The organism is Gordonia sp. CPCC 206044 (assembly GCF_048537895.1).
Lineage (GTDB): Bacteria > Actinomycetota > Actinomycetes > Mycobacteriales > Mycobacteriaceae > Gordonia.
Map to the genome: position 1 here is coordinate 167,740 of NZ_JBCLVL010000003.1, position 14,618 is coordinate 182,357.

Consider the following 14,618-nt stretch of genomic DNA (forward strand, 5'->3'; position numbering starts at 1 on the left):
ATGGACCCGACGCAACCCGCGACCCAAGTCGTGGACGTCGCGGACCACACGCCACTGCCTCTCACGGCAGCGCAGCGCGGAATGTGGTTCGCGGAGAATCTCTCTCCGGATTACTCGGTGATCGTCGCCCACTATCTCGACATCCGTGACGATGACCGTGCCCTGGACATCGACCTGTTCGCCCAGAAGGTCGGCGAGGTGGGCTGGGACCTGCAGTCCCCCTTCACCCGGATCATCGACGACGGCGGCACACCGCTGCAGGTCGTCGACCCTCAGGTCGGATTCCACCTCGAGATCGTCGATCTGCGCGCCGACGACCACCCGGAGACCGCGGCACGGACCTGGATGGATCGCGATCACCAGCGCACCATCGATCTGCTCGCCGACCGGCTCGCGGTCACCGCACTGATCCGCGTCGCCGACGACCGGGCCTTCTGGTACCTGCGTGCCCATCACCTGGTCATCGACGGCTACGCCGCACTGACCGCCATGCAGCAGGTTCTCGACCGCTACAACGCGGCGGTACGTGACGAGGCGCCGCGCCCGGTCCGGCACGCAGACCTCGCCGAACTCGTCGCCGACGATCACGCGTACACGACCGGCCGCCGACGTGAGTCCGATCACGCCTACTGGTCCGAGCGGGCCGTCGACCTGCCCGAACGGGTCAGTCTCGCAGCACATTCGGCGACGGCTCCGCTACGGCCGGTCAACGCGGTCGCGGGCGACGTGCTCGACGGTGTCGCGCGCAAGACGTTGGAGAACCACGCCGCACATCTCGGTGCGTCGCCTGCGATGGTGCTGACCGCGGCATTTTCTGCCTACCTGGCACGGATGACCGGCACCGACGATGTGGTGCTGAGCCTTCCGGTGACCGGTCGCGCGACGGCCCGCATCAAGCGGGCGGGCGGCATGTTGTCCAACATGCTGCCGATCGTCGCTCGGGACGTGCGTGATCTCCCACTCGACGAGCTTGTCACCCAGGTCCGCGCGGAGATGACCGGTGCGCTACGGCACCAGCGGTATCGGTTCGAGGACATCCGGGTGGACGCCGGGATGGGGAACTCGAACACCGCGTCGTTCGGTCCGATCGTCAACATGATGTTCTTCGACAAGGCGATCGAACTCGTCGGTGCCCGTGTCGATTACCACATCCTGACGTCGGGGATTCTGGAAGATCTGCGGATCAATCTCTATCAGGCCGGGCCCGGCGAGCAACTCGTCGTGGATCTGCACGGCAATCCGGAACTCTATGATCAGGCGACACTCGACCGCCACGTACAGCGGTTCATGCTGTTTCTCGACCGTGTGCTGGCCGCGCCCGACACCGCCATCGCCGACATCGACCTCCTCTTCGACGACGAACTCGCCGAGATCCATGCACTCGGGACAGGCGAGCAGAAGCCGACGGCAGCCGACTCCACCGACCTGCTCGACGTGTTCACGCAGCAGGTCCGCCGCAGTCCCGACGCCGTTGCCGTCGAGGCCGACGGTTGTCGTTGGACCTACGTCGAGTTCGACAACCTGCGCCGTCGTCTGGCGACCAGGCTCATGGAAGACGGTGTCGCGCCGTCGGATCGGGTGGTCGTCTCGTTGCCGCGTGGCCTCGACCAGGTCGTCGCGGTCTACGCGGTGCTCACCGCGGGTGCCGCATACGTGCCGGTCGATCCGCAGCAGCCGGCCCGGCGTCGTGCGTTGATCGCCGACACCGTCGGCGCGCAGATCGTCGTGGACGCCGACTACCTGGACTGGGCCGCTTTCGACGCCACCGCATCCGACGCACTCCCCGAACAGGCCGCCACGGTTCCCGTGCGCGGCGGCGATGCCGCAGCCTACGTGCTGTTCACGTCCGGTTCGACCGGCGTGCCCAAGGGGGTCGAGGTCGGTCACCGGGCGGTGCTCAACCGACTCGACTGGATGCAGGATCATCACCCCATCGGTTCCGACGACGTCGTCCTGTACAAGACGCCCATCACCTTCGACGTCTCGGTGTGGGAGTTGTTCTGGCCGTTGGCCTGCGGCGCCCGAATGGTGCTCGCCCGTCCCGACGGACACCGCGACCCCGACTACCTGGCGCAACTCATCGCGTCGACCGGCGTCACGACCCTGCATTTCGTGCCGTCGATGCTGGATGCCTACGTGGACATCCGCGCCCACCACGACGCGCATGCACCGGCGTTCGGCCCGAGTGTCCGACGTGTGTTCACCTCGGGTGAGGCGCTGAGCAGAGGCCTGGCGGACAAGGTGGCCGAGACCAGCTCGGTCGACCTGGTCAACCTCTACGGCCCGACCGAGGCCGCGGTCGACGTGACCGAGCACCGAGTCGTTGCGGGCCACACAACGGTGCCGATCGGCCGACCGGTGCCCAACACCGACCTGTACGTGCTCGACGCCCGCCTGCGCCGGGTCCCGGCAGGTGTGGCGGGCGAACTCTACATCGCAGGCGTGCAGTTGGCGCGCGGCTACGTGGGGCGGACGGATCTGACCGCCGACCGCTTCGTCGCCCTGCCGTTCGGTGATCCGGGCGAACGGATGTACCGGACCGGGGACCTGGTCCGGTGGAACTCCGACGGTGAGCTAGAGTTCTTGGGGCGCACCGACTTCCAGGTCAAGATCCGTGGTCAGCGGGTGGAACTCGGGGAGATCGAGTCGGTCATCACCGCGGTCGACGGCGTGGATGCGGTGGTCGTGGTGGCTCGCGACGATCACGCTTCCGGTCCGGCTCTGGTGGCCTACGTGCGTTCGGGCGCAACCGAACTCGTGGATCACGACGTCCTCGACTTCTGTCGCCGGCACCTGCCCTCGCACATGGTGCCCTCGGCGGTCGTGGTTCTCGCCGAGTTCCCGGTGAACGCCTCGGGCAAGCTCGACCGAGCAGCTCTGCCTGCGCCTTCCGCCGGCGGCGACGCACCGTTCGTCGCGCCGCGATCGCGCGCCGAGGAGGTGCTCGCCGAACTGCTCGCAGACCTGGTCGGCGTCGAGTCGATCAGCGTGCGTGACAACATCTTCGGTGTGGGAGCCGACTCTCTCACGGTGGCGCGACTGGTGTCGCGTGCCCGGATCGAACACGATCTGTCGCTGCGTCTGACCGACGTCTTCGACGGTCCCACGATCGCCCAGATGGCCCGTCGGGCAGACGACGCGGCCGACGTGGCACGTCCGGTGCTCACCCGGGTCGCCGATCGGGGCCCGACGGTTCCGCTGTCGCACGCACAGACCCGACTGTGGTTCGTCAACCGGATGGACCCCGACGCCGCGACCTACAACATGCCCGGTGCCATCCGGCTGGGACCCGACGCCGATGTCGATGCGCTGCGCGGTGCCGTGCTCGACGTCCTCGACCGTCACGAGTCGTTGCGTACCCGCTATCCGGCGGTCGCGGGTGAGCCGGTGCAGCAGATCCTCTCGGTCGACGAGGTACGTCACGTCGCCGACATCGAGGTCGGCCGCATCGACGGTCCGGCGGCAGATGCGGTGACGACGGTCGCCGAACGAGGATTCGATCTCGTCGACGAGATCGGTTTCCGCTGGGCGCTGTTCGGCGACGACGACGGCTATGTGCTCGTCGTGGTGTTGCACCACATCACCGCGGACGGGTTCTCCCTGCGCCCGCTGATCCGGGATCTGTTGAGTGCCTACGCATCACGCAAGGACGGCCGGGCGCCGACGTTCACCGAGCTGCCGATCCAGTACGCCGACTTCGCGCTCTGGCAGCAGCGCATGCTCGGCGACGACGACGATCCGAGTGCGTTGCACGCCGCCGACCTCGACTTCTGGCGTGCCGAACTCGCCGGAGCGCCGGATCTGCTCGTCCTGCCCACCGACCGCCCGAGGCCCGAGATGGCAGGCGGCCGAGGCGGTTACGTCGATCTGGCCCTCGACGGTGAGCTCACCGACGGCATCCGCGAACTGGCGCGCACCACGTCGGTGACCCCGTTCTCCGTCGTCCACGCGGCGTTGGCCGCGGTCCTCGCCCGCATCGCCGACACCGACGACGTGTCGATCGGCACCGCCGTCGCCGGGCGCGACGACGAACGCACCGCCGATCTCGTCGGCATGTTCGTGAACACCGTGGTGCTGCGTACGGCGGTGCCGGCGGCCACCACGGTCACCGAACTGTTGACGTCCGCGCACACCAGCCGGGCGCGCGCGATGTCACATGCCGACGCCCCGTTCGAACGGGTCGTGGATGTGGTTGCACCGCAACGTTCTGCGTCGTACACCCCGCTGTTCCAGGTCGCTCTGACGATGCAGGCCGACCCGTCCGACGAGCTGACCCGATGGCCCGACGTCGTCGACCGGATCGATGCGCGCGTGGCCGCCGCGAAATACGACCTGTCGATCACCGTCACCGACCGTGCCGACGCGTATGAGGTCGAGATCTCCTATGCCGCCGAGCTGTTCGACGAGTCGTCGGTCGCGGCGATCGGTACGCAGCTGACCGCGATGCTGCGTGGCATGGTCGACACGCCTGATGGCCATGTCGCGACCATCGATCTGCTGCCCACCCGCCGGATCGCCGAGCTCACCCGTCCGGTGACCGGACCCGCGGCCGGCCGGACCCTGCGTGAGCTGCTCTCCGACGGCGCCGCCCAGGCACAGAGTGCTGCGCCCGCCGTGGTGGGCACGGATTCGACGATGACCTGGGCGGTGTTCGAGGCACGCACCAATCAGCTGGCCCGCGAACTCATCTCGCACGGCGCCGGTCCGGGTACGACCGTCGCGGTGATGATCGCCCGGTCGATCGACTCGGTCGTCGCCGTGGCGGCGGTGGCCAAGACGGGTGCCGCGTTCGTCGCGATCGACCCCCGCCAGCCTGCGGCACGTCGCAGCGACATGATCGCCGATTCGACGCCGCTGATCGGCCTGACCACCACCGATGCCGCCGACGACCTGCCCGAGGGGCCTCGATGGCTGGTGATCGACGATGCGACGGTCGAGCTGCAATTGGCCGGTCACTGCGGGACACGGATCGGCGACAATGAGCTGACCCGTCGGCCCCGCCTCGACGACCTCGCCTATCTCGTCTACACCTCCGGCTCCACCGGACGGCCCAAGGCGGCCGCGGTCACCCATCGTGGCCTGGCGGGCATGCTGGCCAATCAGCAGCAGATTCTCGGGGCGAGCATCGACGCCCGCGTGCTCCACGTGGCCTCACCCAGCTTCGACGCCTCGATCTTCGAGATCACCATGGCCCTCGGTGCCGGTGGTCGGCTCGTGGTGAGTCCCGCCGACGTCTACGGCGGCACCGAACTCGCCGAACTGATCGCGCACACCGGGGCCACCCACGCGGTCATGACGCCGTCGGCCCTGAGCACGCTGGAACCCGCTGCGGTGCCGGGACTCTCGACGGTCACCAGCGTGGGGGAGGCATGCCCGCCGGAGCTGGTGCGCCGCTGGGCCGGTGCCGGGCGCGCGTTCTTCAACCTGTACGGCCCGACGGAAGCCACCATCTGGGCCACGGCCGCAGGTCCGTTGCGCGCCGACGACACCGTCACCGTCGGCTCGCCGGTGCCCGGCGTGGGTGCCCTGGTCCTCGATCGCATGCTGCGACCGGTGCCGACTGGCGTACCCGGCGAGCTCTACCTGACCGGACTGCAGCTGGCCCGTGGCTACCACGGTCGCGCCGACCTGTCCGCCACCCGGTTCACCGCGAACCCGTTCGAGCCGGGAGGGCGCATGTACCGCACCGGTGACCGCGTCACGCGCACGGCGCAGGGCGAACTGATCTATCACGGCCGCAACGATTTCCAGCTCAAGATCCGCGGCCAGCGGATCGAGCCCGGTGAGGTCGACGGCGTGCTGATGGACCATCCCGCGGTGACCAACGCCCTGAGTCTCGGCGTGCCCGGCCCGGTGGGCGACTCGGTACTCGTCGCCTACGTCACCGTGTCGGATCCGGTGCAGGCATCGCCCGAGGCGATCGTTGCCCACGCCGCGGCCCGTCTGCCCGCCTACATGGTGCCGCACACCGTCGTGATCGTGGACGCCTTCGCGGTGACCGCGGTGGGCAAGATCGACCGGTCGGCGCTGCCGCCGGTGGACTTCAGCGTGACCAAGGAGTTCATCGCACCGCGCAGTGAGATGGAGACCGTCGTCGCCGACGTGTTCGCCGAGGTGCTCGCCGTCTCCCGGGTCAGCGTGCACGACAGTCTGTTCGAGCTCGGCGGCAACTCGCTGACCGCGACCAAGGTCGCCGCCCGGCTCGGCGAACTGCTCGATCGCCGGATCCCGGTCAAGGAACTGTTCGAGATGCCGACGGTGGCGGCGATCGCCGGGCGCGTGGCCGGACTCGGACGGGTGACACCGCCGCTCACCCCGCGAACGCGCGCGGCGATGGTGCCTGTGTCGGGTCTGCAGCGGGGTATGTGGCTGGTCAACCGGGCAGATCCGGATTCAGCCAATTACAATGTCGCGCTGGCACTTCGACTCACCGGACGACTCGATCACGCGGCCCTCGCGGACGCGATGGCCGACCTGATCGGGCGACACGAGGCGCTGCGGACCACCTACCCGATGGTCGGCTCGGCGCCGCGACAGGTCATCGTGCCCGCCGACGTGGCGTGCCGATCGGCCGAACTGGAGATCGTCGACGTCGACGGTGACCTCGCCGACGCCATCGAGACGGTGACCGGCGAGGGATTCGACATCGTGTCCGGATCGCCGGTGCGTACCCGCCTGTTGCGGGTGTCTCCCGACGATCATGTGCTGGTCTTCGTCGTCCACCACATCAGCGCCGACGGCGCGTCCATGGCCCCGTTGGCCCGCGACCTGATGGCCGCGTATTCGGCCCGGTGCGCGGGCAGCGCGCCTGCGTGGCGCCCGCTGCCGGTCCAGTACGCCGACTTCACGTTGTGGTTGCAGGATCGACTGGCCACCGAGGACGCCGAGGGTGTCACCGAGGCCGAACACCAGCTCGACTACTGGGCGCAGCGACTGCGCGGAGCGCCCGAGCAGATCGTGTTGCCCACCGACCGTCCGCGTCCGCGTACCCCCGGATTCGTCGGTTCGACGGTCGACTTCGAGATCGGTGCCGACCTCGCCCACGCGCTCGAGACGCTGGCGCGGGTGCACAACACCACGCTGTTCATGGTGACGCACGCCGCGCTCGCGGTGCTGCTCGCACGCATCTCCGACACCGATGACGTGGTCGTCGGCACGCCGTACGCGGGACGCGACGACGCTGCCCTCGACGACGTGGTGGGGATGTTCGTCAACACGCTGGCGCTGCGCACACGCTTGTCGGTGGCCGAGGATTTCGCCGCGGTGCTCGACCGTGTCCGCCAGGACGACCTGGCCGACATCGCCCACAGCGACGTGCCGTTCGACGAGATCGTCTCGCGCGTGCTGCCCGCGGTGCCGACCTCGTTCAACCCGCTGTTCCAGGTCATGTTCGCATTCCAGAACATCGAGTTCCCGACGCTGGAACTCGACGGTCTGCGGGTCTCGCCGGAAGACGAGCAGCTGACGGCGGCGAAGGTCGATCTCCAGTTGACGCTGTTTCCCGACGATCCCGCGGGGGCCGGCGCGCGCGGTGCGGTCCGAGGTCAGTTCCTCTTCGACACCGACCTCTTCGACGAGGCGACGGTGGCCCGGATCGCCCGCTGGTATCTCGCCGTCTTGGCGGCCGTCGTCGACGATCCGATGTGTATCGTGGGTGACATCGTGCTCGACCCGACCACCGGCCCCGACATCACGGAACCCGAAGCCGCCGAGGAATCGTCCTCGGTTGCCTTGCCGGATCTCGTCACCCATGCAGCGCAGGCCGACCCGGTGTCCGTCGCGTTCGCCCGCGACGGATTCGAACTCGGTTTCGCCGATCTCGACGCGATGACCACGACCATGTCGATGGCCATGCCGGACGCGGATCGCGATGCCGCCCTCACGATGGCCCTGATGACGATGATCCCGGAACAGGACGCGGCCGCACCGGACGTCCTCGATCGGGTCGTGGCGCAGGTCCGTCATCGTGCTCACGAGGTCCTCACCTCTGTCCTGTCGTCGGCGGAAGGCGTCGGACGGGCGTGACCGCGAGCGACACGGGCTCGTTCTCCATTCCAGCGGTGTGGGGGAGGCGGCCCGACACCCTGCAGCTGATCGGCGTCGCCGCCGACGTGGCGCCACGACGGACGGCACTCACCACGGCGAGCGGTCCGATCACCTACGCCGACCTGTACGAACGCGCCTCCGCCTCGGCGGGCGCACTCGTCGCCCGGGGACTCGACGCCACGGCGGCCATCGTCGGAACCATCACCGGATTGCTGCGCACCGACGCTCTGGCGCCCGCGGAGGTTGCGGCCGAGGTCGCCCGCGCCGTCGAGGCGATCAAGGTCGAGGCGGCGGAGCTGGCCGGAACCGACGACTGGTGCTCGCTCGTGGGTCTGTTCCGTTCATCGGCGCATCGGTTCGCGGACCGGACCGCGGTCGTCGACGAGGTGGGTGGCTCGATGACCTACCGGGAACTCGACGAACGCTCGGATCGGGTGGCCGCGGGGCTCGTCGCGGCAGGTGCGGGTCCGGAGGCACTCGTGGGTGTCGCGCTGCCGCGGACCGCGGCCCTGCTCGTCGCCCTGCTCGGGGTGGTCAAGTCCGGTGCCGCCTACCTGCCGCTGGACCGTTCGCACCCGATCGAACGGTTGCACACCATCATCGACGGCGCGCAGCCCGTGCTCGTGCTCACCGACGACGAGATCGTCGAGGCGTGGGGCGATCTGGGCGTACCCCTGAGCACCCTCGATCGGATCGAACGCGTCGACGGACACGACCGCCTGCCGCGTCGGATCGCCGCCGACCATCCGGCGTACGTGATGTACACGTCGGGATCCACGGGACAGCCCAAGGGCGTCACGGTGACCCACGCCAACGTGGTGGCCCTGTTGTCGGCGCTGGCGCAGACCTACGACTTCACCTCCGACGACGTCTGGTCGATGTTCCAGTCGTACGCGTTCGACGTGTCCGTCGGGGAGATCTGGACCGCACTCGCCTTCGGCGGCCGCGTGGTGGTCCTCGACTACTACACCACCCGATCACCCATCGACTTCGTGGCCGCGCTCGAACGCGAACAGGTGACCGTGGCGAACCTGACGCCGTCGGCGTTCTATCAACTCGCCGCCGCCGTCCGACCCCCCGCTGCCGGGCGGATCGCCGCGTCGGTGCGTCACCTGCTGTTCGCCGGTGAGGCACTCGATTTCGAACAGGTGCGTCGGTGGCACGCCGACCGCGACGGCGACGGCACGCCCGGCCCGGCCCTGCACAACATGTACGGGCCCACCGAGACGACCGTGTATGTCACGCGGCGCCCCCTGGCGGCCGAGTCGGTGGAGGACGCCGTCGGATCCGACATCGGTGCAGCCACCCCGGGCACCGACCTGTACGTCCTCGACCGTCGCCTCGCGCGCGTACCCGACGGGGTGGCAGGCGAACTCTACGTCGGCGGACCGCAGGTCACCCGTGGCTATCGCGGTCGCGCCGACCTGACGACGACCCGATTCGTGGCCGACCCGTTCCGGCCCGGCGAACGGATGTACCGCACCGGCGACGTGGTGATCCCGCGCGACGACAGCCTGGAATACCTGGGGCGCAGCGACGCCCAGGTGAAACTCCGCGGGTTCCGGATCGAACTCGGCGAGGTCGAGGCCGCCCTGCTCACCGCGGACGGCGTGCAGGCGGCCGCCGCGGCCATCAAGCAGCGCGCCGATCAGCCCGAGCAACTGGTCGGCTACGTCGTTGTGCGCGAGTCGGATCCCGACACCGCGCAGATCCGGGCAGCGGCCGCGGCACGGGTACCCGACTACATGGTGCCCGACGTCGTCATGGTGCTCGACGAGTTGCCGCTCAACGTGAACGGCAAACTCGACCGGGCCGCGTTGCCAGTCCCGGAACCGGTCCGCACCGGAGAGTACGAACCACCGCGCGACGAGACCGAGCGTCACATCGCAGCGGTGTTCGAGAGCGTGCTCGACTCCGATCGCGTCGGTGTCACCGAGTCGCTGTTCGAGCTGGGTGGCAATTCTCTTGTGGCAGCCCAGATCTCGACCCGTTGCTCGGATGAGTTGGACATCCGGGTGACGGTGCGTGACATCTTCGAGGCGCCGACGGTACGTGACCTGGCCGCCCGCATCGCCGACCGCCAGCGAACACATCGCCCCGAACTCGTGGCGATGTCGCGCCCGGAGACGATCCCGCTCGCGCACGCGCAGCGACGGATCTGGTTCCTCGCCGAACTCGATCCCGGCAGCCACGTGTACAACATCCCGCTGGTACTGCGGTTCCGCGGCGACCTCGATCCGACGGCGCTCGATGCCGCGCTGCGCGACGTGATCGGTCGGCACGAGGTCTTGCGCACCCGATTCCCGGCCACCGACGGAGTGCCCGAGCAGGTGGTGCTCGACGCCGGCACCCATCGGCCCGACCTCGAGATCAGCCCGCCGACACCGGTTCACGACCTCGACGGGGCCGTGACCGAGGTCGTGGGCAGCGGTTTCGATCTGGAATCTGCCCCGCCGCTGCGGGCCCGGCTGTTCGAGACCCCCGACGGCGATCACGTGTTCGTCCTCGTCACCCACCACGTGATCAGCGACGGCGGTTCACTGACCCCGCTGGCCACCGACCTGATGACGGCGTACACGGCGCGTCGGGGCGATGATCGTCCCGAGTGGCCCGACCTCGACGTCCAGTACGTCGACCACACGCTCTGGCAGCAGCAACTCCTCGGTGATCCCGACGATGCCGACTCGCTGGCCGCCCGTCAGCTCGACTTCTGGCAGCAGACGCTCGCGGGAGCGCCCGAGGTGAACGGTCTGCCCACCGATCGGCCGCGCCCGCCGGTGCAGAGCAATCGCGCCGACGCCGTCACCTTCGACGTCGAACCCCAGATGGTCGACGCGCTGGGTCGATTCGCGCGAACCCACAACGTGTCGTCGTTCATGGTGTTGCACGCTGCCTGGACCGTGGTGGCGCACCGACTGTCCGGCGATCGCGACGTCGTGGTTGGCACTCCCTACGCCGGGCGTGGCGAGCCGGCACTCGACCGGCTCGTCGGCATGTTCATGAACACCGTGGTGCTGCGCACCCCGGTCGATCCGGGTGTCGGGTTCGCCGACCTCGTGGCCTCGGTGCGCGACCGCGATCTCGAGGCGCTCGGCAATGCCGACGTCCCCTTCGACATGGTCGTCGAGCGGCTCCAACCGACACGCAGCACCGCACATGCGCCGATCTTCCAGGTGCTGTTGCTGCTGCAGGATGCGCAGGACGCCCGCTTCGACCTGCCCGGGGTCACCGCACAACTCGTCGAACAGTACCGGGACCTGACCGACCATGACCTCGCGATCACGTTCATCGAGGGGGCCGGACTCCGCGAACACGTCGGGCACGGACTGTCCGGTGTCATCGAATACGCCACCGACCTGTACGACCAGGACACCGTCGTCGAGCTCGCCGCGATGTTCAGACGCGTACTCGGTGCGCTGATCGCAGACCCCGACCGGCCCGTCGGCGACATCCCGATCATGTCGGATGTCGAACAGCAACGGGGACTGTCGTATTCGTCCGGGGAGACGGTCGACGTCCGGGTCGAGACGGTTGCGGATGCGCTGGCCGATCAGGCTGCGGCCACCCCGGAGGCGACCGCGCTGGTGTTCGGTGGGCAGACGATGTCCTACCGGGACCTCGCCGGCCATGTGAATGCGCTGGGCCGCCAACTCGTCGAATCCGGCGTCGGTCCGGAAACCGCTGTCGGCGTGTGTATCCCGCGTTCGCCGGAGATGATGGTGGCGATCCATGCGATCGTGGCGGCCGGCGGACAGTACGTGCCGATCGACGTGGCCGCGCCCGCCGATCGCGTCCAGCACATGCTCGAGACCGCCGGAGTCGGCACGGTTCTCGTGGGACCCGATGGACCGCCGGACGCGATCGCCGAACTCGCCGTGGCCACCCGGATGGTCACCTGCGCGGAGCCGCCGCGTGAGCACGTCGCGCCGATCACCGACGCCGACCGTGTCGCCGCCCTGCGACCCGACCATGCGGTCTACACGATCTTCACCTCCGGTTCCACCGGGCGCCCCAAGGGTGTCACGCTCACCCACGAGGCGGTGATCAACCGGCTGCGCTGGGGTCTGGACGAACTGCCCATCGACGCTCGCGACGCGGTCGTCCTCAAGACGCCGTACACCTTCGACTGTTCGGTCGCCGAGATCTTCGCCCCGCTGATGGTCGGCGCACGGTTGATCGTGCTCACCGCAGACGGACATCTCGATCCGCTGTACGTGGCCGAGCAGATCGCCACGCACCGTGCCACAATGGTGCACTTCGTGCCGTCGATGCTGTCGGTCTTCCTCGACGTGGTCGGCGCCGACGGGGTGCGGGCCCTCGATTCGCTGCGGATCGTCTCGACGACGGGAGAGGCACTGCCCCCGGCCGTCGCCGCCCAGACCAGACAGTGGCTGCCCGACGTGGCGTTCTACAACCTCTACGGCCCCACCGAGGCCGCCGTGGAGATCACCCATCAACGCATCGACTCGGTGGCGCAGGATGCCGGTTCGGTGGCGATCGGTGTGCCGGTGTGGAATTCGACCGCATACGTCCTCGACGGCCGATTGCATCCGGTTCCGGCCGGTGCACCCGGTGAACTCTACGTCGGTGGAATCCAACTCGCCCGCGGGTACGCGGCCCGCCCGGAACTCACCGCAGAACGGTTCGTCGCCGACCCGTTCGGCGGACCGGGCGCACGTCTGTACCGCACCGGCGACCTGGTCCGCAGGCTCGCCGACGGAACGTTGGACTACCTGGGCCGCACCGACTTCCAGGTGAAACTGCGCGGCCAGCGGATCGAACTCGGTGAGATCGAGTCGGCGTTGGCGTCTGCGCCCGGGGTGGTGCACGCCGCGACAACGGTCGCCACCGCGCCCACCGGCGGTGATCACCTGGTCGCCTACCTGGCCGGTCGACCGGGCGATCCGGTAGACCTCGAACCGGTGAAAGAGTCGGTGGCGCAGTCCCTTCCGGAATACATGCGACCCACCGTATGGATGGTCCTCGACGACATCCCGCTCAATTCCGCGGGCAAGCTGGATCGTCGCGGCCTGCCCGAACCGCAGTTCACGGCAGGCCGGTATGTCGCTCCCGAGACCGAGGCCGAAGCAGCGGTGGCGCAGGTGTTCGCCGAGGTACTCGGTGTGGAGCGTGTGTCGGTGACCGACAGCTTCTTCGACCTGGGCGGAAACTCGCTGTCGGCGATGCGGGTGGCCGCGCGGGTGGCCGAGGCCACCGACGCCGACGTGCCGGTGCGCACGATGTTCGACGCACCGAGTGCCCGTGCCCTCGCCGCCACCCTCGGGGAGTCGCGCACCAGCGACGGCACTGCACTGCGGGCCCGTCCGCGACCGGAACCGCTTCCGCTGTCGTTCGCGCAGCAGCGCATGTGGTTCATCAACCAATTCGACGTCAGCTCACCGGCCTACAACATCCCGGTGCTCCTCCGACTGCGTGGACCGCTCGACCCTGATGCGATGGCCGCGGCATTCGCCGATGTGGTGGTGCGGCACGAGGTCTTGCGGACCGTCTTCCCGTCGGGACCCGGCGGCACCCCGCGCCAGCAGATCGTCACCGCGCAGGTCGCGGCCTCGATGCTCGACTGGGCGGTGGTCGGCGAGGCCGACTCCCGCGAGTTGCTCACGCAGGGGTTCGACGTCACCCGGGACCTGCCCATCCGGGCACGACTGACGGTCACCGGCCCCGACGAACACCTGCTCGTGGTGGTGGCCCACCACATCGCCGCCGACGGCGAGTCCGGTCCGGTCCTCGCCCGCGATCTCGCCCAGGCGTATGCGGCCCGCGCCGACGGCAGTGCCCCGACGTGGTCGCCGCTGCCGGTGCACTACGCGGATTACGCACTGTGGCAACGAGATCTGCTCGGTGACGCCGACGATCCGGATTCCGGGCTCGCCGCCCAGCTGAACTTCTGGACCGAACGGCTCGCCGGTGTGCCCGACGTGCTCGAACTGCCCGTCGACCGGCCACGGCCCGCGATCGCGTCGATGCGCAGCGGGTCGGCGGACTACACGGTGGACGCCGAGGTCCGAGACCGGCTCGAACGACTCGCGCGCGAGCACTCGACCACGATGTTCATGGTGGTACACGCGGTGTTGGCGGCGTTGCTGGCACGCTTGTCCGCGACCTCCGACATCACCATCGCCACCCCCGTCGCCGGCCGTGGACAACGAGTGCTCGACGATCTCGTCGGCATGTTCGTCAACACCCTGGTGTTGCGGACCGGCGTTGACCTCGATGCGCCGTTCGCCGAACTGTTGGCGCAGGTCCGGGGTGTGGATCTCGATGCGTTCGCCCATTCCGACGCCCCGTTCGAGCAGGTGGTGGAGGCCCTCGACCCGGTGCGGTCCGAGTCGTTCGAACCACTGGCACAGGTGCTGCTCGTCGTCGACCAGAGCGCACTCTCGCAGCTCTCCCTCGGCGACGTGGACATCGAGGTCGTCGACCCCGAGGTCGATGCGGCCAAGTTCGACCTCACCGTGGGTGTCACGCACACCGCAGAGGGCGCCCTGTCCGGCAAGATCGTCTATGCCGCAGATCTTTTCGATCACGACAGCGCCGAACGGATCGCCGAT

At 68.9% G+C, this 14,618-nt stretch carries 2 protein-coding genes (1 of these 2 running past the window's edge); both read left to right on the forward strand.

The features are described 5' to 3' along the window. Complete coding sequence (locus AAFP35_RS05760) at positions 1-8,025, forward strand: amino acid adenylation domain-containing protein (RefSeq protein WP_419220598.1); 8,025 nt, start codon at positions 1-3, stop codon at positions 8,023-8,025. Then, a protein-coding gene (locus AAFP35_RS05765; protein WP_419220599.1) for a non-ribosomal peptide synthase/polyketide synthase crosses the window boundary here: on the forward strand, positions 8,022-14,618 show its beginning. The gene runs 47,100 nt beyond the window's last position; only the first 6,597 of its 53,697 coding nucleotides appear in the window; it begins with the start codon at positions 8,022-8,024; its stop codon lies beyond the right edge, outside the window. The genes AAFP35_RS05760 and AAFP35_RS05765 overlap by 4 nt, the downstream gene beginning before the upstream one ends.

Coding starts and splice junctions, on each gene's coding strand:
- AAFP35_RS05760 (WP_419220598.1), top strand. CDS start 1: ATGGACCCGACGCAACCCGCGACCCAAGTCGTGGACGTCGCGGACCAC.